Here is a 22742-nt window from a genome sequence, read left to right on the forward strand (position 1 = left end):
AGGACATTCACATCATTCCTGTCATTACGACTCCCGACCTTAAAGCGGACAAGGTATGCACAAGGAGATCGTATGCCCGCTTCTCATCAGGCTTCATCCAACGACGGGCGCATCAACCTGGAACAGCAGCGCAAGCGCGCCAAGGAACTGCTCAGGCACCTCCGCCAACAGGCCCCCGTTGACGCCGCCGCACCCTCCCTGTCCGATGCCCACTGGCAGGTCGCCAAGGCGCCGGGGTTCAGCAGTTGGCCCAAGCTCAAGGCCCATGTCGACGCCATCGAGTTTGCCGCGCACCACCCTGATTTCGCCGCCAGCGACGAAGCCGCCACCTGCCATTGGCGCTGCGGCAACGACATCGCCCAAAACCAACCCCTTTAACATAACCGTCTCCGCTGCCGAAGGCTGCGAAGGTGCGCAACGCGCGCCCGCGATCAAGACGACACCGCTGAAGGTCCTGCGGATCTTTTCGCAGCCTGACGTCAGCGCCTACCTACTTCATACCGGACCGTTGCTGCTGGAGGCTGCTTCAGGCGTAGCGGTTGGTCGGCCGTTGCAGGCCCAGGTGGTCGCGCAGGGTGCTGCCGCTGTAGTCGCGCCGAAACAGGCCGCGCCGCTGCAGGATCGGCACAACCCCGTCGACGAAGTCATCGAGGCCGCGCGGCAGCACCGGCGGCATGATGTTAAAGCCATCACCACCCTGCTCCACAAACCACTGCTCCAGCGTGTCGGCCACCGTCGCAGCGGTGCCGATGACGGTGTGGTGGCCGCGGGCGCCCGCCACTTTCAGGTACAGCTGGCGGATGCTCAGGTTTTCCCGGCGCGCCAGGTCAATGAACAGCGCCTGGCGGCTTTGCATGGCGTTGCTGACGGGCAGCTCCGGCAGCGGCCCGTCCAGGTCATACCCGGACAGGTCGAAACCACCGGCCATGCCCGCCAGCAAGCCCAGCCCAACGCGGGGGTCCAGAGCGTCCTGCAACTGCCCGAACAAGTCATCGGCCTCGCCCTGGCTGCGGCCGATCACCGGCGAAATCCCCGGCATGATTTTCAGTGTTTCAGGCCCACGCCCGTATGCCGCCAGCCGGCCTTTGACGTCAGCATAGAACGCCTGGGCGTTGGCCAGCGTCTGCTGCGCGGTGAAAATCACTTCGGCGGTGCGCGCGGCCAGGACCTTGCCCGGCTCCGAGGAGCCCGCCTGGATCAACACCGGGTAGCCCTGGGGCGAGCGCGGAATGTTCAGCGGGCCACGTACCCGGTAATGCTCGCCCCGATGCCCCAGGGTGTGCAGCTTGCCGGGCTGGAAGTACACGCCGCTGGCCTTGTCGCGCAAGAAGGCGTCGTCTTCGAAACTGTCCCACAGGCCCGTCACCACATCGATGAATTCCTCGGCGCGCTGGTAACGGTCGCCGTGCTCGAAATGCGCTTCGCGGCCGAAGTTCAGTGCCTCAAGGTCAGTGGCCGAAGTCACCAGGTTCCAACCACTGCGCCCCTGGCTCAGGTGGTCCAGGGAGGCAAACTTGCGCGCCAGCAGGTACGGCTCGTTGTAGCTGGTGGACACCGTGGACACCAGGCCGATGCGCTGAGTGACGGTGGCCAGGCCGGACAGCAGCACCAGTGGGTCGAACACGTCACCGGCGGTGGTGTACTGGCCCAGTTCCGGCGAGCCCATCAGCGCCAGGTTGTCGGCAAAGAATACCGCGTCGAACTTGCCGCGCTCGGCGGTTTTCGCCAGCTGTTTGAAATGCTCGAAGTCCAGGCCGCCACCGTTCCAGGCGCCGGGGTGGCGCCACGCGGCGACGTGGTGGCCGCTGCCCATGAGAAAAGCGCCCAGGCTCATGTGTGGTGTGCTCATGTATGCCTCAGAAGTCATAGCGAAGGGTGATGCCAGCCGTGCGCGGCTGGCCCGGGGAAGCGGTGTACAGGCCGTTGGAGGCGCTGCCCACGGCCAGGTAGTACTCGCGATCGAAAGCGTTCTTGACCCACAACGACGCGTCCACCAGGCCGTCGCCATAGCCCACGCGGGCACCCACCGAGAAGTTGGCCAGGCCGTAGCCGTCGATCTTCGACAAGGCCGAATTGTCCAGCGTGCCTTCGCTGGCCGAACGGTAGGCGTAGCTGGCCGTGGCGTAGGGTTGGATGCCGTTGATGCGCGGCCACTTATACTCGCCGTTGACGTTGCCGATCCAGCGCGAGGCCCCGGCCACGCGCTGGCCGCTGAGGTCGCAGGTGGCCGCGGTGGTATTCTCGGCGGGGCACGGGGCGTCCTTGAAGGACAGGTAGGTGACGTCGTTGAACGAGCCATTGACGTTCACGGTCAGCCCGCGCACCGGCACGGTGGTGGCCTCGAACTCCACGCCGCGCGAGCGCACGGTGCCGGCGTTGGTCAACAGTTGGTAGCCGGTGAGCGAGCCAGGCGGCTGGTAATACGTGGTGGCCTGGTAACCGTTGACGCCGGTCCAGAACAGGTTGGCGTTGAGTTGCAGGCGGTGGTCGAACAGCTGGCTCTTGATGCCCAGTTCGGCATCGTTGGCCCGCTCGGGCCCTACCAGCAACGATTCGCCCCCCGCGCTGGGCGCCGAGCCGACGGCCAGGTTGACCCCGCCGGACTTCTCGCCATGGGACAGCGAGGTATAGCCCAGCACGTCGTCGGTAAACCGGTAGCTCAGGCTGGCCAGCATCGACGGCGCGGCGTTGTGCAGGTGCAGGTTGCCGCTGTCATAAGCGCCCACTTGCCCGGCCCGAATGGCATTGCCGTCCACCACCCCGGGAATCACCACCGCCGCCCCGCCACCGGTGGGCGCGAAGCGCTGCACGTTGGCGTCTTTCTCTTCGTAGGTACCGCGCAGCCCGGCGCTGAAGTCCAGGCGCGGGGTCAGGTGCCAGGTGCCCTGGGCAAACAGGGCGTAGCTCTCGGTGTCGACCTTGCCATTGACCTTGCTGTCGACGTTGTTCAGCGCATTGAGGTTGGCGCCAATCAGGTCGAGGTCGGCCAGCGGCCCAAAGTGGGTGAAAATGCGGTTGCCCAGGTCCTGCTTGAAGGCGTAGGCACCCAGCACGTAGTCAAAGTGCTCGCCTTTGGGCGAGGCCAGGCGTATTTCCTGGGAGAACTGCCGGTCGTGCACTTCATAGCCGAAGTCGCGAATCACCGGCACGTTCAATTGATCGGCGTCGTTGGCCGGGTTGAAGTGCCAATAGCGGTAGGCGCTGATGGAGGTCAGGGTGTAGCCGCCCGCCAGGTTCCAGTTGGCTTCCAGGGAACTGGCATTCTGGTGCACGCTGACGTTCTGGCGGCCGTCGATGTTGCTGTGGCCCAGGATCGGGTTGGCCCCCACCAGGGTGGCGCGTTTCCAGAACAGCGGGCCGGCGCCGTAGATCACGCTGCTGCCACTGCTGGAGTTCTCGGTGTTGTACTCGTTGATCCAGCGCAGGCTGAAATCGTCGTTGGGCTTGAACAGCAACTGCCCGCGCAGCCCTTCCCGTTCGCCGCCGAGCAAGGTGCGGCTGTCATGCTTGTTGTCCAGGTAGCCGTCGTCGCGGGTGCGGTAGAACGACAGGCGCCCGGCCAGGGTGTCGGTCAGCGGCCCGGAGACCGTGCCCTTGCCCTGGAAATAGCCGTCCTGACCACCCGACACTTCCAGGCTGCGCTCGGGCGTGAAGGTCGGCCCGCGGGTGGTGATGTTCAGCACGCCGGCCGTGGTGTTTTTGCCAAACAGCGTACCCTGAGGCCCGCGCAGCAGTTCGATCTGGTCCACGTCGAGCATGTCAAAGGCGGCCATGCCCGGGCGCCCCAGGTACACGTTGTCCAGGTAGATGCCCGCGCTGCCTTCCAGGCCGTCACTGGCCGGGTTGTTGCCAATGCCGCGCACCGCGAAGCTCGACACCCGCGCATGCACGTAGGCCACGTTGACGCTGGGCAGTGCCTGTTGCAGGTCCTGAATTTTGTACACGCGCTGGGTTTCCAGGTTATCGCCACTCAGGGTGGTGATGGGCGTGGGCACGTCCTGGGAGGCTTCGGCGCGCCGCCGGGCGGTGACGGTCACCGGCGCCAGGCGTGGGCTGCTGCTGTCAGCCTGGGCTTCGCTGGATGCCGGGGCGCTGTCATCGGCAGCGTTACTGGCGGTGGCCCACAAGCCACTTGGCAACGCCATGGCCAATGACAGACTGAGGGGTTTGAGGCGGTGGGCCGTGGTGGCCGCGTAGCGTGACAGCATGGGCAAAGGCTCCTTGGGTTGCGTGCGGCGACATGGGCCAATGCACGTTCAGGATGCTCATGCTAGAGGGTGCGAGCGTGGTGAATGGGGCCTGGGCGGACAACCTGTGGTCCGCGCCGGACAGCCTCCCTATACCGCGATGGAAAGGTGTTGCGGGGCCTGCGCAGAAGCCATGCCACCCTGGTCGTGACGCCGCCATTGGCCAGGGCTGGCACCGGTCCAGCGGCGAAACGCGCGGTTGAAACTGCTGGGCTCGTTGAAGCCCAGGCGGTAGCAGACTTCGTTGATGGAGCAGTCGCTGCGGCGCAGGTAACCGAACGCCAGCTGGCGCCGGCAATCGTCCACCAGCGCCTTGAAACTGGTGGAATGCTTGAGCAGGTGCCGGTGCAGGTTGCGCACGCTCATGCCCAGCTCATCGGCCACGCGGCTCTGCTGCACTTCGCCCAGGGGCAAGTCACGCAGAATGGCGCTGCGCACCCGCTGCGGCAGGTTGAGGCGCCGCTGGCGCTCCAGGTAGCCGTCCAGCACCGCGTCCAACCCTTGGGCCACCTCCAGGTTGGCGGTGTTCAACGGCGTCTGCAGCCAGCGGTTGGCGTAGTCGATGGCGTTGTGCGCGGCACCAAAGTGCACCGGGCAGCCTAACAGCTCCGCCCAGCGCTGCGGGTTGGCCGGCAGCGCCCGGGCCAGGTGCACGCCCAGCACAATCGGCAGCCCCGGCCAGGTCTGCCGGGTGAAGCTGACCGCGCAGGCAATGGAGGCTTCGGTGGCCATCTGTTCAACCTGCGCGCCGTCCGCCACGCCATAGATCAGGCGCGTGACCTGCGGCCCGCGCAATAGCCCCATCACCGCGGCGGTGGTAATCACCGGCGCAAAACGCACGCCGCGCTCCAAGGCCTCAATGAAGGTGGAACTGCTTTGCACCGCGAACTGCAGGCCGTGGAAGTCGGTGGGGTAGCTGCAGGCAGCCACGCGCAAACCGAAGCACTCGTCACCACTGGCCCGCCGCGCCGCGCGCCAGAATGCGCTCATGCCCTCAAGCTCGATGCGCTGATTGGGGTCATGCAGGTTGAAGCGGCCGATGCCCGCTTCGTGCAACAGCGGGCCACTGGCAATGCCCTGCGCCTCCAGGGTGCGGGCGATGACCTGGGCCCAGGTGGCAATGGTGTGGAATGTCGACATGGTGCCTCCTCAGCCTCGGTTCATGCTGGGTGATTCAGGACAGGCCTTCGGCGGCCAGGGTGCGAACCACCGATTCGCGCGCACGATAGCGCTGCAGGAACGCCTGCAGCGCAGGGAAGTCCTGCAGCAGCACGCCGGCCCGCGCGCTCCAGCCCACGAACACGCCCAGGTAGGCGTCGGCCAGGGTAAAGCGGTTGCCCACCAGGTAGTCCTGGCTGCTCAGGCGCGCCTCAAGTGGCTTGAGCGCGTCGGCCAGGCGTTGCACGCCCTTGCTGCGGATGCCGGCGAAGGCCTGCTCATCGGGGGTGAAACGCTCGGGACGGTTGATGCTGCGGAAGGCGCCCGTATGGATCTCGGTGGCGATGTAGCCCAGCCATGACTGAATCTGCGCACGCTCCACGGTGCCCGCCGCGGCAAACAGCGGCGTACCCGGGCGCTGGTCGGCCAGGTATGGCAGGATCGCGGTGTTCTCGGTCAACAGCGTGTGATCGTCCAGGCGCAGGGCTGGCACACGGCCCAGCGGGTTGATGCTGCGGTAAGGCGAGTCGGGGCTGTTGAGCACCACCGCCTCGACGTCGATGGGCAGCTCCAGCTCATCAATCACAACGTGGGCGGCAAACGAGCAGGCGCCCGGAAAAATGAACAGCGTGGTCATGGCAGGTCCTTAGCGGCTGGCTTGTGGGGTGGTGTCAGGTTGCAGTGCGGCATTGAGGTACTGTGGCTGGGCCCAGGTGCTGACCTGGAAGCCCTTGCGAATCAGTTTAGCCTGCAGCGCCAGGTCGACGCTGTGCTGCAGGTTGCCGACAAAACCGGCGTCCAGTTGCGGGTCGAAAATACGTGTGAAGGACTGGTCGGCGGCGTCGGTGGCGAGGATGGCTGCCGGGTAGCTGGCCAGGCGCGACACAAGATCTACGTAGGCTTGTTTATGGGCTTCGTCACGCAACCAAGCCACGGCCGGTTGCTGAGCCTTGAGCAGGCGTGCGGTCAAATCGGGGTGGGCGTCGACGAAGGCGCCGCGGCCCAGCAGCACGGTCTGCACGCTGCCAGCACCGTTGAGGTCCACCGTGCTGACGGGCAGCTCGGCAAGGCCGCGCACCTTGAGCGCGATCAGCCCGGCACCGGACCAGGTGGCGTCGATCTGCTTGGCCACCAGAGCGGTATTGGCGGCGTTGTAATCGAGGTTGATGACCTTGTAGTCGCTTTCCTTCAGGCCCTGGCTGGCCAAGGCCGAAGCGAACGACAGCTGCGTGGCGGTGCCACGGAAAATCGCCACGCGCTTGCCCTTCAGCGCCTGCAGCGAGGTGATGCCGCTGCCCGGCTGCACGGCCAGGTAAAGCTTGATATCGCGGGCGGTGGCGCTGAGCAGGCGGGTGTCCAGGCCGCCGGCCTTGCCGACGATGGCCGGCAGGTCGCCCAGGAAAGCAAAGTCTTCCTGGCCGTTGGCCAGGGCTTCGTTGATCGCCGGGCCTGCGCCCTTGAAAAAGTCCCAGCGGACCTTGATGCCGTCTTTCTCGAATTCCTTTTCCAGCGTTTGCTGGTCGCGCAGCACATCGACGATACCGGCGCCGCTGGGGGTGGTGCCGGCGCTGATGTCGGGCACGGCGATGCGGATTTCTTTCACGGCATCGGCCCACGCGGCGCCGGACACCAGGCAGGCCGCCAGAGAGACGGCAAACAACGGACGCAAGAAACGGGAGGGTGACATGGAAGATGCTCCTGCAAATGCCATCGGGAGGATGGAAGTCAGGCGCACGATAGAGGTGTATCCGATGGAAAATAAAATACTGAAAAATCTGGTTGTTAGTTCGTAAAGGTATAAACCGCGTGTGGCCTACGCGCGCGCATGCCATGCCTGCCAGGCATAAATCGTATGCCGCAGCGGCGATACGGCCCTGCGGCTACAGGGTTCCTTCTGCCGACGCGGGTGTTGGCGTCACGTGCTCGAAAACCAACCCGTGGCTATGACTCACCTGCCACGGATCAACCCCGCCGTTGCCACTGAATTCAACCCCTTCGAAACGCGAATCCTTCAACCCGTCGATATGCACCTTGGCCGCCCCGCTGAATCGCACGTCCTTGAACACCAGCCCTTGGTGGTACGCCTTGCGCTGGTTGTCGCCCTTGACCTCGATAGCCGTGCCCAGGGTGTTCTGGACACTGACAGCGCTCACATGAATATCCCTGAACTGCCCGGCCGCCGCAGGCTTGAAGTCCAGCTTGGCGTTGGGGTCGTTGTAGTCCAGGGTGAAGATGAAGGCCTGCTTGACGATGTTGCGCAGCGCCGAGTCGCGGAAGGTGATGTTGCGACCGCCGCCGCCCATGAAGCTCGTGCTCTTCATGCGCAGGCCCGTGTCGGTACCGTCACCTACGTTGTCTTCCGCCAGGATGTTCTGAATCCACGCCCCGGTATGGCTGCCCACCACGACCATGCCATGGCCCTTGTAGAAGTAGTTATCGAAGATCCACACGTTTTCCTGAGGCGGCTGACCGGCCGCATCGGCACCGGTGCCGGCGGCAAAGTTCACACAATCATCGCCGGTGGCAAAGAAGTTGTTGAACACCATGGCGCCCCGGCTATTGGAGAACTCGACACCGTCGCCATTGTTGGCGTCATAGGTGCGGATGGAGGTGTTGGCCAGCACCACGTTGCGGGTTTCCAGGTTCATGATGCCGTGAAAGGCCGGGTTCACCAGGGTCAGGCCGCCATAGAACACATTGTTCACGTGGCTCAGGGTGATCAGCGACGAACGCATCTGCCCGTAGGCGTCCGTAACGTCCATGCCGCTTGCCACGGCGGCGTCAACCTGGGCCTTGGCGAGCACACCATCCTGCTGGTAACGGGCGTTGTTGCTGGCGGCGTACACGGCCATGGCATGCCCGGACGGGTCGACCACGTCCGCGCTGCGCTTCCAGCCATTGCCATCGAGGATGCCCCTGCCCACGATGCGGATATTCTCCAGGGGCTGATGCGGATCGCGCGCCACGGCATTGATCAGCGACGCAGGCCGCTGCGTCGTGGAGTAGCTGTACTGCGCATAGCCCTTGAGCGGGTAGTCTTCAGCACGTTCCGACCCCAGCAGCGTCGCCCCCTTGGCAATCTCCAGGGTCATGTTGCTTTTCAGGTAAAGGGCGCCGCTTTTGTAGACGCCCTTGGGCAGCAACACCTTGCCCCCGCGGGTACAAGCGTCGATGGCGCGCTGGATGGCCGCGGTGTCCAGGTGCTCGCCGTCGCCGATCGCGCCGTAGCGACGCACGTCGAACACCGGCGCGACCGGTGCCGTGCCATGCACCAGCATCGGGCTGTCCGCCGACTCCTTGCCGTCAGCGCCAACGGCCCGCACGGTGAAGCCATACGCGGTGTTGGGCGTGAGCCCTTGGGCGGTAAAGCTGTGAATGCCGATGGGCTGGTGAAAGCCGGCGGTGTCCTGCTGGTAGAACCGTTTCACGTAGGGGCTGGCCGGCGAGACCTCGGCGTAGTTGGCATTGGCGCTGCCCAGCAGCGTGCCATTGGCGTAGACGTGGTAGTCCTTGATGTCGGCGTGAGCGCTTGGCTTGTCCCACACCAGCATGATCTGGTGATCATCGTAGGCCAACGTGGGCACCTGCAGGCGCGTTGGCGCTTCCACAGCCCACAGCGGCTGGCTGCACAGCAGGCTGAACAGGGCTGCTGCGATTCGATTGGCTGATGACACGGTGTTTTCCTTGAGTGGCAGGCCTTGGAGCACAGGAATGAGCGCTCACTGTAGTTGATCTTGGCGTATCAGACTCAACCGCCCTTCTTGCGCAACACCCGCTCCGGCTGCACCAACCGGGCAATCGTCATCACCAGATCATCAATCGCCCAAGGCTTGAGCAGATACGCGACACCCGCCGGCAACGTCGCCGCCTCCAGCAAATACCCCGAGGTCAGGATAATGCCGACGTCAGGCCACTTACTGCGCACCATCGACGACAGTTCCAGCCCCTGAATACTCCCCGGCACACCATGATCGGCAATCAGCAAAGCAAACTCGCTGCCAGGCTGAAGCATATGGATAAGCGCATCATCGGCATTGTTGAACGCCACACAGGGTGCGTTCAACTGCTGGACAATCTCCACCATCAGCTCACGCAGCGTTGGATCGTCCTCAACGACAACAACCTCGCCCTGTATGCCTTGCAGGCCCTCCCACTGAATGTCCACGTCACCCCCTAATGCGCCAGAGGGCTGGAGTGTTTCACCCGGCGCGGCAACCGTCGATGCTAGCCATAAGCCATCCAAGCACCGTCGACTCATGGCCGCGACGCCACCTCATCCAGGTGATTAAGCAGGTCCAACGCATCCTCGTAAACCCGCAAGGCCCCTGCCCGCTCCAGCTCGGCAATGTCATAGCCGCCTGACAACACCCCAATACCGGTAGCCTTGCAACGGCGGGCGGCCAGCATGTCCCAGATCGCGTCGCCAACCACCAGGCAGTTTTCGATGGGCACCGCCATGCGCTGTGCTGCCGCCAGGAATAGCGAAGGGTCGGGTTTGCCCTGCTTCACGTCGTCGCGGGTGATCAGGGTCACATCCTTCATATCCAACCCCAAAGCCTTGAGGTTGATGGTCGCGGTATCGCTGCCGCCGCTGGTGGCGATGCACCACTTGAACCCGGCGTGGGTCAGCGCATGCAGCAGTTCAACGGCACCGGGAAGCGCGATAATCTGCCCCTGCAATCGCTCGTAGGCCTTGCCGTGGTGGTCGCTCAGGCGCTTGGCCTGCTGTTCGTTGAGCTCAAGCCCCGTTTCCCGCGACAGCGACTTGAGCATCAGGCCGCCGCTCATGCCGATCTTGCGATGAATGCGCCACATGGCCAGCGGGATTTTCTCGGCGTCAAGGGCCTCCTTCCAGGCAGCGACGTTCTGGTAGACGCTGTCGGTGAGCGTGCCGTCCAGGTCGAAAATGAATGACGTTTCCATGGCCTATGCTCCTGGATTCAAAGGGGGAGCCGCACAAGGTCCGTTTCGACCGGCGTGGCAGCACTACTGAATTCGAGAGCACCGGGAAGCAGGCGTTCAGTCTTTCGCCGGGTTGAGGCCCGAAACGCTCACTGGCAAGACGACCGTTGCTGTTACAGGGGAAAGCGGCGGTTGGAGCAGCCCCGTCACCCCAACACCATCGCAATCACCGGCGACAACAGCACCGTCAGCACCCCACTGAAAATCATCGTCAAACTCGCCACCGCGCCCTCCTCCGGCCCGACCGCCCGGGCCACGCTCAGGCCAAAACCATGGGCCGCCGCACCAAAGGGCGCGCCCTTGGCCACCCGGGAGCGCAGGGGCAGCAGCGTCAGGATGACCTCCCCCAGCACAATGCCGAACAGGCCGGTGATGATCACGAACAACCCGGTCAGTTGCGCGGTACCGCCCAGGTGCAGGGTGGCTTCCACCGCGAACGGCGTGGACACCGAACGTGCCAGCAGGCTGCGAGCGACGGGGGTGTCAATGTGCATGGCCTTGACCAGCAGCTCGGTAGTGAGGATAGACGCGGCAATACCCGCCACGCTGCCCACGCACAGGGCCAGCCAGTATTTCTGGATCAGGCGACGGTTCTGGTAGATCGGCAAGGCGAAGGCCACGGTCGCTGGCCCCAATAGCCACACCAGCCAGTGGGCATCCTGGAAATACAGCGTGTAGGGCGTGGCCGTAGCCTGCACCAGCAGGATCAGCACCAGCGACGTGACGATGGCCGGCATCAGCCAGATGCGCTTGTGACGCTGATAAATGGCCTGATTGCCATAGAAGACGCCCACCGTGATGACCAGAAACACCAGGGAAATGATCGAGTTCTTCATCGCACTCGCCCCTCGCCGGCGGGCAGCACGAGGGCGCGAGCCGGGCGGCTTCGGCGCTGCTGGGTCAGGCGTTGCAACTGGCGCTTGCGCGTCCAGGCACACGCCCATTCGACCGTGAGCGCCGTGACCACCAGCACCGACACAAAGCCCACGCCAATGGCCACCATCAGCTTCAGCCCTTCACTTTCAAACAACTGGGTGTACTGCACCACCGACACCACCAGCGGAATGAAATACAACAGCATGTTGGCCAGCAATACCTCGGCGCCGCGATCGAACATCGGTGCCTTGACCACTCCGGCCGCCATCAGCGCCACCAGTATCAGCAAGCCCAGGATGCCCCCCGATACCGGCAGGTGCCACGCCGTGGCCAGGCGGTCGGCCACGGCCCACAACAGCATCAGACACAGCATCTGGCCGATGGTCTGCAACCAGCGCATACCGGTCTTGCGCAGGGCATCGCCGGGCGAAACCAGGGGTTCTTGAGGGGAAGAGGTCAACATGGTCGGTGTTCCAGGAAAGCGCGATAGGTCAGGCGAAGAGGTGCCATGCTAGCCAGTTGACCATGAAAGATATAATGAATTAACTTCATTAAAATCATGCCAATCTGGAATGCATCCGTGGACATTCGCGCACTGCGTTATTACGTCGAAGTGGTGAACCAGCAAAGCTTCACCCGCGCTGCGGCGAAGTTGCACGTGACCCAGCCCACCGTGAGCAAGATGGTCCAGCAACTGGAGCAGAGCTTCGGCGTGGCCCTGCTGGCGCGCGATGGCAAGCGCTTTCAGGTGACCGATGCGGGGGCGATCGTGCTGCAGCGGGCGCGGGAGATGATTGCCCTGCACGACACCATGAAAGTGGAGGTCCAGGACTTGCAGCAAATGGAGCGCGGCGTGCTGCGCATGGGCCTGTCGCCCTTCACTCACACGGTGCTGGCGCCGGTATTGGCGGCCTACCATGCCTATTACCCGAAGATCGAACTGAAACTGTTCGAGATCGGCAGCAACGCCACGGTCGCCGACCTGCGCGACGGCGGCCTGGAACTGGGCACGTTGCTGGACTTCCCGCGGGTGGCCGACATCTGGTCAGAGTTCGACGCCCTGCCCCTGTCCGAATCGCCCCTGTGCCTGCTGGCGCCTGCGCAATCGCCCTGGACGGGCCGTGATTGGGTGGAACTGCGGGAACTGGCCGACTGCGACTTCATCTTCTACGGTGACGCCTTCGCCCTCAATGACCTGGTGGGCGACGCCTGCGCGGAAGCCGGCTTTGTACCGCGCATCAGCGGGCGCAGCGGCCAGTGGGACTTCATTGCCTCATTGGTGGGGCTGGGCGTGGGTATCGCCCTGCTGCCGAAAATGTACTGCCAGACCCTGCGCCCCGAGCAATTCACCATTGCCGAGGTGCGCTCACCGGCGCTGGTCTGGAAGCTGGTGCTGGCGTGGCGGCGGCATGGGCAGTTGTCGTTTGCGGCACAGGCGTGGGTGGCGTTGGCGCGGACATTGTTGAATTCAACCCCGTAGCCGCGGCCGAAGGCTGCGCTGGCCCTACGCCTCACCGAGGATATCCAGTCCCTTGAGCGTGCGCGACAGGAACTCGTGAATGTACTCGGCAATCTGCGGTGCATGGGTTTCGAGCGCGAAGTGGCCGGTGTCCAGCAAGTGCACTTCGGCATCTGGAATGTCCTTGCGGTAGGCCTGCGCCCCCGGTGGGATGAACGCCGGGTCATGCTTGCCCCAGACCGCCAGCAGCGGCGGCTGATGCTGGCGAAAATACGCCTGGAACGCCGGGTAGGCCTCCACGTTGCTGCGGTAGTCGAGGATCAGGTCCAGCTGGATCTCCTCGGCACCCGGCCGCGCCATGTATTGGATATCCAGGGTGTAGCCGTCGGGCGAAAGCTTCTCGGGGTCGGTGCCAGTGCCGTACTGCCATTCACGGATGGTTTGCGCCGACAACGACGGCCGGCATGCTTCGCGATGGGCCTGCGACGGCTCGCGCCAGTAGGTCTGCCAAGGGCCCCACTGGTCGCTGAAGCCTTCCAGGTAGGCGTTGCCGTTCTGGCTGATGATGGCCGTGACCTTTTCCGGGTTTGCCGCGGCCAGGCGCAAGCCGGTGGGGGCGCCGTAGTCGAAAATGTACAGGGCGTAGCGGGTCAGCTCCAACGCTTCGGTAAAACCTTCGATCACCTTGTAAAGGTTGTCGAAGGTGTAGTCGAACTGCCCCCGTGGCGGCGCCTTGGTGTTGCCAAAGCCGGGCAAGTCCGGTGCGATCACGCGGTATTGGCTGGCCAGCAACGGGATCAGGTCGCGAAACATATGGCTGGAGGTGGGGAAGCCGTGCAGCAGCAACAGCACGGGAGCGTCCTTGGCCCCGGCTTGGCGATAGAAAACCTCCACGTCGCCAACGAACTGGGTGTGGTAGGTGACGCGAAAGGTATTATCGACAGCCATGACATTCTCCTCGGGGAAGAGCGGGTGGTGAAGGAAGTGTTCACCATCCTAGGCGTTGCGGTGGGTACCGAGAACAACCATAAAATTCAATTTAGCATTTCAGATCCTGCAATGCTGGTAGCATCCAGGGACGCAATGCCATACAGCAGACACAGCATGGACCGTATCGAGGAAATGACCCTGTTTGCCGTATTGGCCGAGCACACCAGCTTTGCTGCGGTGGCTCGCCATGTTGGCCTGTCCACCGCCACGGTGACGCGCGCCATCGCCAGCCTGGAAAAGCGCCTGGGCGTGCTACTGGTAGTGCGCACTACGCGCAACATGCGGCTGACCGAAGCCGGGCAGCGGTTCGCCGTCGATTGCCGGCGGTTGCTGGCCGACCTCAATGAGGTGGAAAACGCCGCGGCCGGCCTGCACGCGCTGCCCGGCGGCCTGCTGACGGTCACCGCACCGCAGATGTTCGGGGCGCTGCATGTCACGCCGGTACTGACCCGCTTCCTCAGCCAGTACCCTGGTGTTGAGATCCGCGCCATTTTGGTGGACCGGGTGGTGTCCATGGTCGACGAGGGCATCGACGTGGCCGTGCGGATTGGCGCCCTGCCCGACTCATCATTGACCGCCATTCCCGTCGGCACCCTGCGTCGCATGGTGTGCGCAACGCCTGCTTACCTGGCAGAACACGGTGTGCCACGGCACCCCGACGAGCTGCGCCAGCACTCCACCATCTCCACTTCGGCGGCGGAGCGGCCGCCCCACTGGGCCTTTCGCATCGACGGCCAGGACTACGCCGTGGACGTGGGCTCGCGGCTCAGCCTGACGTCCTTCCAGGCGGCGATTCATGCGGCTGTCCAGCACTGGGGGCTGACGCAAGTGCCGCATTATCAGATCCGCGAACACCTGCGCAGCGGCAAGCTTGCATGCGTGCTGGAGGCATTTGAAATTGTGCCGGAGCCGGTTCACGTTGTGTATTCCGAGGGCCGGCGCGGGTCGTCGAAGGTGCGTTCGTTTGTGGACTTTTGTGTAGGGGCGCTGCGGCGCGATCTGCAAGGTGGGCCAGACCTGCCCCGCGGTCACTGACGGGAACCGTGCATACTAGGAGCTACAGAGCTACCCACCTGCCCTCGGCTTTGATGAGAAGGGCTCATGACTGCATCCAGTTTATTGCTATTAATCTCTAGGCCAGCATTGCCTACCATGGTCGTCACTTTCCGACTCTCCATGAGGCGCCACCTTGAAACTACTGACGGCCACCACCTTCGCCACCCTGCTGTGCTCCGCCGCCGTAGGTGCCGACCAGGCGCAACCGCGGCCCGACCCCAAGCCGTCGCCCGACGTGCTGGACATCACCCCGCAACTGTACCGCTACACCACCGAACTGCTGTTTGGCGAGGTGTGGAAACGCGAGGCCCTCTCCCCGCGCGACCGCAGCCTGGTGACCCTGTCGGCCCTGGTCGCCAGCGGCCAGTTCCCGCAACTGGTCGGGCACATCACGCTGGGCCTGGACAACGGCCTGAAACCGGGCGAGATCACCGCGCTGATTACCCACCTGGCCTTCTATTCGGGCTGGCCCAACGCGATGTCCGCCGTTGGCGTGGCCAAGCAGGTGTTCACGGAGCGGCACCTTGCGCCAGGCCAGGTAACCCCACCGCCCACCGCCCCGCTGACGCTTGATCCTGAAAGCGAAACCAAGCGCCGCGCCGCCGTGCAGGCCGGTGTCGGTGAGGTGGCGCCGGAACTGGCCCGCTACACCAACGAGGTGTTGTTCGGCCAAGTGTGGCGCGACAGCAGCCTCACGCCTCGGGACCGCAGCTTGGTCACCGTCGCAGCACTGGTTGCTCAAGGCCAGGCGGCCCAACTGCCCTTCCACCTCAACCGCGCCATGGACAACGGGCTGACCCAGGAACAGGCCGCCGAGGTGGTGACCCACCTGGCGTTCTATGTGGGCTGGCCGAAAGCGATGTCCGCAGTGCCCGTGCTCAAGGACGTGTTCGCGGCGCGCGCCAAGGGCTGATCCCCTTTGATGTTGAGCCGCACACCCGGTGCTCGACGTAATTCAACTCAACTGGACGTTTCCTCATGACGACAACACCCGGCCAAACCATCATTCGCAACGGCAGCAAACCCTCAATCAAAGGTCCGGACACCTGGTTCACCGGTGCCGTGCGCATCGACAGTCTGTTTCAGGCTGAAGTACCTGCGCGCGTGGGCGGCGCCATCGTCACCTTTGAACCCGGCGCCCGCACGTTCTGGCACACGCACCCATTGGGCCAGACCCTGATCGTGCTGAACGGGGTGGGCTGGACCCAATGCGAAGGCGGCCCTCGCACCGAAATACGCGCCGGTGACGTGGTGTCCTGTGCGTGCGGCAAGCGCCACTGGCACGGCGCCTCGGCCACCACCGCCATGTCTCACGTGGCCGTGACCGAAATGCTTGATGGCAAGAACGTGGAATGGATGGAGCCGGTCACCGATGAGCAATACCACGGCGGCGCGCTGGTGACTGAGTAAGGCGGCTCTGTGCTGGTCATGTCGATAGCGGGCCCACTGCGCGGGCCTTCGCAGCCTTCGGCAGCTCCGAAGGCTGCGCCTTGCGACGCAGTGTGCCAGGCAATACGCGGCGCCTGTGACGCGGCCTGCGGGCGACAGGATGACATATCGCCATCAACCGGAAGGAGTGCGTAGAATTGCGGCTTTTTTAGCGTATCGAACGGGTGCCCATTGAGCGCAGGCAAAGCCGCAGGACTGTTATTACTCACCTCCTTCCTGGCAGCGTGCAGCACCTCCCCGCCCCGCACGCCCGATGACCTGTGCGGTATCTTTCGCGAAAAGAGCGATTGGTACGACGCCGCGAAAGCCACCCAACAGCGCTGGGGTGTGCCGATTCAGGTGCCGTTCGCCATCATGTACCAGGAGTCATCCTTCCACCAGGACGCCAAGGCGCCGCGCAAGTACCTGTTGTGGATCATCCCGTGGGGCCGCGTGACCACCGCCGCCGGCTACGCCCAGGCCAAGGATGAGGGGTGGAACGACTACCGCAAGAGCACCGGCCACAGCGGCGCCAGTCGCAAGGACTTCGACGATTCCATCGACTTCGTGGGGTGGTACATGGACAAGACCTACACCATCAATGGCGTGTCCAAGTGGGACGCCTATGACCAGTACCTCAACTACCACGAAGGCTGGGGTGGCTATCGCCAGCGCAGCTATGCCAGCAAGACGTGGTTGCCGGCGGTGGCGGGTAAAGTGCAGGCCCGGTCGCAGATGTATGCGCAGCAATATGCCGGCTGCAAGAACGATCTGGACCGTGGTTTCTGGAGCCGCTTGTGGCACTGGTTGTAATCGCTCGAAACTTGGCTTGCCTGTAGCGCCTAGCGACGGTGGTGATGATGACGCTCCCATTCGCGCCGACGCTCTGCTTCCCGGCGTGCCTGCTCCCGGCGCCAGCGGTCGCGGCGAATCTGTTCCTGGCGCGAATGCCAATGCCCGTCATGTCGGTAATGGTCGTCGTACGCCAGCATCCCGCTGGGCGGTTGGCTGCCCATGCTGAGCATGTTTGGCCATGGGCTGGGTGCCGCATTCGCCGCAGGGGACGGCGACGGAACACGTGGCGCCTTCATTTGCGTTGCGCAGGCAGTGCCCACGGTAAACAGCGACAGCAGGGCCGCCAGCAGCATCGGGGAGCGGTAGAATTTCATGGGTCAGGTAGGTCTCTGATAAGCCGGTGAATCTGGACTCGTCTTGCGATCACGCCACGAATTGTGTCGCTTTCGACAAGATTCTTATCAGGTAGGACCATAATGCGGCAAAAAGTTCGCCGCATTGCTAACAATTACTGATGATATTCAATGAGTTAATCAACGACCCCCATCGGGTCAAGGCGCTGGCACTCCCTGCGCGCCCTCTTCCGGGGACCCCGCCGGGTGCTGATCGGTCATGTCGGCACCCGTAGCATCAAAGCCCTTGAGGCGATACAGCAATACGGATAGGGCCCAACTGGCCACGAAGATGCCGATGATGATGTACCCCAACGTACCGAAGTTGTCGTTCGGCGCACCCACGAAGTCCCAGAAACCGCCCTTCAGTTCCAGCTGGTCACTGATCAGCCCCAGCGCCTCGATACTGCCGATCACCACCGCGACAACCACCGACACCAGGGTAATGGTCGAAACGATCGGTCATGGCCGAGGCCGTCACCGCTACCAGCAGCGACGCCAGCACCACCACCGACGAGTGCCCCAGCGAGAAGAAGAACCCCACGGCAACGGGGCGCTTGTTTTCCTGCATCAGCTTGCGCGTGACGTTGTCGATGGCGGCGATGTGGTCGGCGTCCACCGCGTGGCGCAGGCCGAAGCCGTAGGCCAGCAACGCCGTGCCCAGCAACACCGGGTGATGATGAAAGGCGGCCAGGGCCCAGACCCACGCGACCACGTTGATGGTGATCAGCACACCGTAGATGGCAAAGAGTTTGGTACGCACGTGACGGTTGGAGTCACTGAAAACCTGCGTGAGTTGTCGAATCATCACACTACCTTTCCGGGAATACGCGCCCAAGGGGGTGAAGGTGGCTGCCAAGCGAGGTCTGACTTCTGGGGGCCCAGTTACAGTGGCGCGACCGTGCCGGAATTACACCGGCTTCTCGCTTGGCACTACGTTGTCATGTTTACGCGAGCAGTCTACTCATCTGCTGCGTGCTTTACGTGAAATCGATCCTTGAGCGTTACCCCGCCAACGCACCACACAACAGCATGCGACAACATGGCACACCCCTGACCTTTTGCCTTTTGCCGGTGACCTGCGGCTAAAATGCGCCCCCCGATGACGGACGGTCGCATGCTTTCACGTCGACACCTCAGCCACTGGCTGGCCTGCCTGGCCGTGCTGGTCAACCTGCTGGCCATGCCCCTGCATGCCCGGCAGATGCAGCTGATGGAAGGCACGCCAACAGCGATGATGGGCGCTGACTGTGCCATGCCCGGCATGCCCACGATGCACGATGACACCCGCCGGCTCATCGACGTGCTCGACCCCCACCCGCACAAAATGCACCACGGCGACTGTTGCTGCTGCGGTGCCAGCGGCATGGCCGGGCCGCCTGCCAGCCACTGGCGTGCGCACACCCCGCGCTACATCGCCCAGGCGACCCTCGTTCAGCCCACGGTGCCAACCCTGGCGCCGCGCTTTCGCTGGACCAGCCTCAACCCCCGGGCTTCCCCGCTGGCCTGAGCGGCGCCCTTTTCCCTGAATTCAGCACAACGCCAGCCCGCTTCGGGCCTGCGCGCACGTGCATGCCCCCTTACTTGGCTCACCAGGAATCGTGAACCATGGCCTTACAGCGCACCCCCAAAAAGGCGCAGCCTTGCCGCGCCCGCTCGTTCAATACCCGCCTGCTGGTGTCCGGCGCCCTCGCCGCCCTGCCCGCCGCCCATGCCCTGGCCGACGGAAACAAGGACTCCACGCTCACCTTGGGCACCGTCAGCGTCACCAGCGCCCAGACCGGCCCCCTCTCCAGCTCCAGCGTGCTCAGTTCGGTGGACGTCATGGGTGGCGACGTGGTTGAGAAAATGCCCGTCACCTACAGCTGGGAACTATTCAGCCGCGTGCCCGGCGTGGAACTGACCGAGTTCAACCAGGGCACTACTTCCGGCAAGATCTCCTTTCGCGGCTTCAATGGCGAAGGCGAAGTCAACGCCGTGAAACTGTTGATCGACGGCATCCCCGGCAACAGCAACGATGGCAACATGCCGTTCATGGACATGGTGTTCCCCCTGGACATCGACAACATCGAAGTGGTGCGCGGCACCAGCGACCCGCGCTATGGGCTGAACAACATTGCCGGCAACGTCAACATCAACACCCGCATCGGCGGCGACTACACGAAGGCTCGCGTGCGCTACGGCAGCTATGGCACCCGCGAGACGCAACTGGCCAAGGGCATCGAGACGGCCAACTGGACGCAGAACTACTTCCTGGCCTACCAGAAGTCCGACGGTTACCGCGACCACGCCGACCAGGACCGCGTGTCCGTGGCGGGCAAATGGTTCTACACCCCGGACGACGACGCCTACCGCATCGGCCTGATTCTGCGTCACTACGAAGGCCAGGCCGACGAACCCGGCTACCTGACCGGCGCCAACGCCCACCGCCATCCGAGCATGACCAACCGCTATAACGACAGCGACCAGGGTACCCGGCGCATGAACAGCGCCAGCCTGCACCTGGACACTGACGTGGCAGAGGACGTGTCGCTGTCGACCAAGGCCTACTTGAATACCTTCGACGACCGCCGCTGGACCCGCTACTGGAGCAGCACCACCCAGCAGGAACGCCACGCCTACGAAACCCAATATGGCGCCATGGCCACCCTGACCTGGCGCCCTCAAGTGAGCTGGCTGCACGCCCTGGCACTGGAAGGTGGCCTGGACACCCAGCGCCAGCAGAATGTCAGCGCGCGCTACAGCACCGTCGAACGAGTGCGCACGGCCCAGACCCGCGACCAGCACTTCAACTTCAACACCGTGGGCGGCTACGTACAGGCCGTGATCGAACCCACCGACACCTTGAAGATCATCCCCGCCTACCGCGTGGACAAACTCAGCGGTGACTACACCGACGAACTCACCGGCCTGAACTACAGCATGAACGACTACGGGCTGATCAAGCAGCCCAAGCTCAGCGTGGTCTACTCACCCTGGGCCGTGACCAGCCTCTACGCAAACTGGGGCCGCAGCTTCCAGGTGGGCACCGGCTCATCCAGCTACAAGGTGCCGCCACAGACCGACGACCTGGCACCGTCGATCAACGACGGCTGGGAGACCGGCGTGAAGTTCACCCCCGTCAGCTGGCTCGATGGACGAATCGCCTACTGGCAGCAGGAGGCGTCAGGCGAAGTCAGCCGCCGCCTCAACGACCCCACTGGCGCCTCGGACAACATTGGCAAGACCCGCCGCTGGGGCTACGACCTGCAACTCAACCTGCACCCCGACGAGCGCCTGGACGCGTGGCTGGCCTACTCCTGGCAATACTCGACAATCCTCAAGGCCGGCTCCACCTACCCCGATAGCGCCGGCAACGAAATCGACCACGTGCCCCATCACATCTACAACGCCGGCGCGCGCTACCAACTGACGCCGAAGTGGTCGGTGAGCGGCTGGGTCAACGGCCAGAGCGATTACTACCTGGAAGATGACAACACCGAGGGCAAGTTCGGGGGCTACGCGCTGTTGAACCTGGGCGCCACCTACAAGATCAACGAGCACCTGAGCGTGGACGTGCAGGTGAAAAACCTCGCCAACCGTTATTACGAGTATGTGTGGTACGACCCGGACGGCGCCCAGGCACCGCTGCACTCACCTGGCGACGGGCGCGCGGTGTACATCGGGGTAAGCCTGGAGTTCTGAGCAACAGCGGGCAGGGACCCTCCAGGGGATCAGCAGGTTGAAAGCCACCCAGGAAAACGCCGTGCCGGTTGTCGTGGAAGAAACCGCATCGCCGGGGTGCAGCAAAATCAACACCAGCGACCGCCAGGAGTGGCGGCCTGATCGATAGTCGAGCGGTACGCAGGCGCGATACACTGCGCCCTGATTATTGAAAACCTGGAGGCAATGTGCATGAGCGGCGATGAATTGGGGCTATTGAGGAACGAAATTGATAGCCTGGATGAGGAGATCATCAGGATTCTTGCGCTGAGGTTTGTCGCCACGAGCAAGGTTGGCGCCATTAAGGCTGCACAGAGCCTGGACGCTGTGGACCCTTCCCGCGAGGCCGCACAAGCGCAACGGTATGCCGTGCTGGCGGCGCAGTACGGGGTGGGTACCGAGCTGGTTCAGAAAGTCTTCAGGGCCGTCATCGATGAAGCCGTGGAAAACCACAAAGCCATCCGCAACAGCACCCCGCTGTAGCAGCGGTCGGAGCCGCCGCCAGGCTGCGAAGGCACGCACAGCGTGCGCCAGGTTCTTGCGGCGCGCCGGACGCCGCTGGCCGCGCTCCTGGACGAACTGGACATCGGGATCGGCGCCGCCGGCATTGACGAAGGTGCGGAAGCGCTTGAGCTTTTCCGGGTCTTTCAAGGCGTTGGCCCACTCGCATTCGTAGCGATCGACCACCTGCTTCGACAGGATGCTTTTATAGCAGTGGTGCGCCGGGCATCGCCCGCCCACCGAATTATCGCTGAATTTTGAAGTGCATCAGCCACCCGGCAGGGTTGGTCCCAATCTGGTCAGCCGTGATGCTCGATGCCCATGGGTAAATCGTTCGCAATCGCGGAACTGCAAGCTCAATGAGCTGATGCTTCATGATTTCGTTGATGTCCTCAGGTTCCATCTCGCGCAGGTCAACGATGGCGAATAGCACCGATACGCCAGGATCATCTTCGGCATGCGGGTGTTCTGCCAGCTCTGAATCCAGGTACTGCTTCGCGGTCTTCGCCATTGATCAGCGCTCCAGTTGCGGGGCTCTCAATGTGCCACGTCCGGGGGAATGCTGGAACCGTAAAAACAAGACCAGCAGCGCCTTCAGCTTTTCGGTGTCGGTGGTGGTCGCGGGTGCGGTGGTGACTTCAGGGATATCAGGGAAGCCAACACTTATGTCGTACCCAGAGCAGACTAGCCTCGAGCCAATATTTCAAATAAAGACAACAACACATACAACCTTAAATACGAAACAAAAACACAACGCTATGCAAACGAGGAAGCATGCCAACTCAGACACACCTCCTCGATAGCCGAGATTAGACGGCATTCAGTGCTGCCAGCAGGGAAGCCAGAGTATTGGTCACCTGACCGTTCGTGGTATCATTACCCTGATAAATCGCACGCCACGAAGTGGTATTGATCAGCTTCGTGACACTGTCAGCCTTGATCAACGCTTTCTGATTAGTGGACGCAGTAACCTGAATATATTTATCGGCCATGTTTTTAACTCTCCTATTGAGATAGAACGCACCACTAATACGGGGAAATCCCCAATGTTGGTACAACGGTTCCAAGCAATCTTTCACCCAAGACTCGATAGCTTAGCGAATAGGCGCTGGTAGGCGACCATGGCAAAGCCCTGTCTGCCATGAGGTTGAGGACACTCGAGACGTTTGTTCGGGC

General features: G+C 63.3%; 23 protein-coding genes, 2 pseudogenes and 1 riboswitch. Of the genes and pseudogenes, 10 read left to right on the plus strand and 15 right to left on the minus strand.

From position 1 onward, the window contains the following. Nucleotides 1-72: 72 nt before the first annotated feature. A pseudogene (locus PMM47T1_RS13105) lies at nt 73-375 on the plus strand (DUF1835 domain-containing protein); the annotation flags it as partial. A 151-nt stretch (nt 376-526) separates the two neighbouring features. Here PMM47T1_RS13105 and PMM47T1_RS13110 read toward each other — a convergent pair. The 10 genes from PMM47T1_RS13110 to PMM47T1_RS13155 form a co-directional block, all read right to left on the minus strand. Further along, on the minus strand, nt 527-1849 hold the full coding sequence (locus tag PMM47T1_RS13110) for an LLM class flavin-dependent oxidoreductase (RefSeq protein WP_043300981.1): 1323 nt from the start codon (nt 1847-1849) through the stop codon (nt 527-529). A gap of 7 nt (nt 1850-1856) precedes the next feature. Then, nucleotides 1857-4208, minus strand: coding sequence for a TonB-dependent receptor (locus PMM47T1_RS13115; protein ID WP_008369475.1), 2352 nt, complete (start codon nt 4206-4208; stop codon nt 1857-1859). 129 nt (nt 4209-4337) lie between these two features. Then, on the minus strand, nt 4338-5387 hold the full coding sequence (locus PMM47T1_RS13120; RefSeq protein WP_008369478.1) for an AraC family transcriptional regulator: 1050 nt from the start codon (nt 5385-5387) through the stop codon (nt 4338-4340). A gap of 34 nt (nt 5388-5421) precedes the next feature. Further along, nucleotides 5422-6042, minus strand: coding sequence for a glutathione binding-like protein (locus PMM47T1_RS13125; RefSeq protein WP_008369482.1), 621 nt, complete (start codon nt 6040-6042; stop codon nt 5422-5424). A gap of 9 nt (nt 6043-6051) precedes the next feature. After that, the gene (locus tag PMM47T1_RS13130) at nt 6052-7092 is read right to left on the minus strand and encodes an ABC transporter substrate-binding protein (protein WP_008369485.1); all 1041 of its coding nucleotides are present in this window, start codon (nt 7090-7092) and stop codon (nt 6052-6054) included. Between the two features lie 193 nt (nt 7093-7285). Then, nucleotides 7286-9079, minus strand: a complete 1794-nt coding sequence (locus PMM47T1_RS13135) for a glycoside hydrolase family 28 protein (protein ID WP_043300999.1) — start codon at nt 9077-9079, stop codon at nt 7286-7288. Between the two features lie 74 nt (nt 9080-9153). After that, on the minus strand, nt 9154-9570 hold the full coding sequence (locus tag PMM47T1_RS13140; RefSeq protein WP_043301000.1) for a response regulator: 417 nt from the start codon (nt 9568-9570) through the stop codon (nt 9154-9156). Nucleotides 9571-9659: 89 nt separating this feature from the next. Beyond that, complete coding sequence (locus PMM47T1_RS13145; protein ID WP_008369491.1) at nt 9660-10328, minus strand: HAD family hydrolase; 669 nt, start codon at nt 10326-10328, stop codon at nt 9660-9662. A 185-nt stretch (nt 10329-10513) separates the two neighbouring features. Continuing rightward, nucleotides 10514-11203 carry an LrgB family protein gene (locus PMM47T1_RS13150; protein WP_008369493.1) on the minus strand — a complete coding sequence of 230 codons (690 nt, stop codon included), beginning with the start codon at nt 11201-11203 and terminating at the stop codon, nt 10514-10516. Next, nucleotides 11200-11706 carry a CidA/LrgA family protein gene (locus PMM47T1_RS13155; protein ID WP_008369495.1) on the minus strand — a complete coding sequence of 169 codons (507 nt, stop codon included), beginning with the start codon at nt 11704-11706 and terminating at the stop codon, nt 11200-11202. The genes PMM47T1_RS13150 and PMM47T1_RS13155 overlap by 4 nt, the downstream gene beginning before the upstream one ends. Nucleotides 11707-11823: 117 nt before the next feature. Here PMM47T1_RS13155 and PMM47T1_RS13160 point away from each other — a divergent pair, with 117 nt between their 5' ends. Beyond that, complete coding sequence (locus PMM47T1_RS13160; protein ID WP_008369497.1) at nt 11824-12723, plus strand: LysR family transcriptional regulator; 900 nt, start codon at nt 11824-11826, stop codon at nt 12721-12723. Nucleotides 12724-12747: 24 nt separating this feature from the next. On the opposite strand, the gene PMM47T1_RS13165 is transcribed toward PMM47T1_RS13160, so the two are convergent. Beyond that, complete coding sequence (locus PMM47T1_RS13165) at nt 12748-13650, minus strand: alpha/beta fold hydrolase (protein WP_008369499.1); 903 nt, start codon at nt 13648-13650, stop codon at nt 12748-12750. A 156-nt stretch (nt 13651-13806) separates the two neighbouring features. On the opposite strand from PMM47T1_RS13165, the gene PMM47T1_RS13170 reads away from it, so the two are divergent. The 4 genes from PMM47T1_RS13170 (at nt 13807) to PMM47T1_RS13185 (ending at nt 16989) form a co-directional block, all read left to right on the plus strand. Continuing rightward, nucleotides 13807-14727 carry a LysR family transcriptional regulator gene (locus PMM47T1_RS13170; RefSeq protein ID WP_008369501.1) on the plus strand — a complete coding sequence of 307 codons (921 nt, stop codon included), beginning with the start codon at nt 13807-13809 and terminating at the stop codon, nt 14725-14727. A gap of 154 nt (nt 14728-14881) precedes the next feature. Then, nucleotides 14882-15661, plus strand: a complete 780-nt coding sequence (locus tag PMM47T1_RS13175) for a carboxymuconolactone decarboxylase family protein (protein WP_008369503.1) — start codon at nt 14882-14884, stop codon at nt 15659-15661. Nucleotides 15662-15726: 65 nt separating this feature from the next. Next, complete coding sequence (locus PMM47T1_RS13180; protein WP_008369505.1) at nt 15727-16158, plus strand: (R)-mandelonitrile lyase; 432 nt, start codon at nt 15727-15729, stop codon at nt 16156-16158. 210 nt (nt 16159-16368) lie between these two features. Continuing rightward, on the plus strand, nt 16369-16989 hold the full coding sequence (locus PMM47T1_RS13185) for a transglycosylase SLT domain-containing protein (RefSeq protein ID WP_008369507.1): 621 nt from the start codon (nt 16369-16371) through the stop codon (nt 16987-16989). A gap of 29 nt (nt 16990-17018) precedes the next feature. Here the strand turns inward: PMM47T1_RS13185 and PMM47T1_RS13190 are convergent, their stop codons facing one another. Continuing rightward, nucleotides 17019-17345 carry a hypothetical protein gene (locus PMM47T1_RS13190; RefSeq protein WP_081492646.1) on the minus strand — a complete coding sequence of 109 codons (327 nt, stop codon included), beginning with the start codon at nt 17343-17345 and terminating at the stop codon, nt 17019-17021. 177 nt (nt 17346-17522) lie between these two features. Then, a pseudogene (locus PMM47T1_RS13195) lies at nt 17523-18171 on the minus strand (HoxN/HupN/NixA family nickel/cobalt transporter). Continuing rightward, nucleotides 18166-18308, minus strand: a riboswitch (adenosylcobalamin (AdoCbl) riboswitch). It overlaps the preceding pseudogene by 6 nt. A gap of 172 nt (nt 18309-18480) precedes the next feature. On the opposite strand from PMM47T1_RS13195, the gene PMM47T1_RS13200 reads away from it, so the two are divergent. The 4 genes from PMM47T1_RS13200 to PMM47T1_RS13215 all read left to right on the plus strand — a co-directional run bounded on the left by PMM47T1_RS13200 (nt 18481) and on the right by PMM47T1_RS13215 (nt 21827). Further along, nucleotides 18481-18873 (plus strand): DUF2946 domain-containing protein, encoded by a 393-nt coding sequence (locus PMM47T1_RS13200; RefSeq protein WP_043301003.1) that lies wholly within the window; start codon nt 18481-18483, stop codon nt 18871-18873. Between the two features lie 98 nt (nt 18874-18971). Further along, entirely contained in the window at nt 18972-21047 is a 2076-nt protein-coding gene (locus PMM47T1_RS13205) for a TonB-dependent receptor (protein WP_008369516.1), read from the plus strand. A 210-nt stretch (nt 21048-21257) separates the two neighbouring features. Then, nucleotides 21258-21548, plus strand: a complete 291-nt coding sequence (locus PMM47T1_RS13210) for a chorismate mutase (protein WP_008369519.1) — start codon at nt 21258-21260, stop codon at nt 21546-21548. A 42-nt stretch (nt 21549-21590) separates the two neighbouring features. Then, nucleotides 21591-21827: a hypothetical protein gene (locus PMM47T1_RS13215; RefSeq protein ID WP_008369521.1), complete on the plus strand. Its 237-nt coding sequence runs from the start codon at nt 21591-21593 to the stop codon at nt 21825-21827. Here the strand turns inward: PMM47T1_RS13215 and PMM47T1_RS13220 are convergent. Both PMM47T1_RS13220 and PMM47T1_RS13225 read right to left on the minus strand, forming a co-directional pair. Then, on the minus strand, nt 21811-22077 hold the full coding sequence (locus PMM47T1_RS13220) for a hypothetical protein (RefSeq protein ID WP_008369523.1): 267 nt from the start codon (nt 22075-22077) through the stop codon (nt 21811-21813). The two genes, PMM47T1_RS13215 and PMM47T1_RS13220, sit on opposite strands and share 17 nt — an antisense overlap. 298 nt (nt 22078-22375) lie before the next feature. Next, entirely contained in the window at nt 22376-22558 is a 183-nt protein-coding gene (locus tag PMM47T1_RS13225; RefSeq protein ID WP_008369524.1) for a hypothetical protein, read from the minus strand. Nucleotides 22559-22742 lie beyond the last annotated feature (184 nt).

The sequence above is a fragment of the Pseudomonas sp. M47T1 genome, assembly GCF_000263855.1.
Taxonomy (GTDB): domain Bacteria; phylum Pseudomonadota; class Gammaproteobacteria; order Pseudomonadales; family Pseudomonadaceae; genus Aquipseudomonas.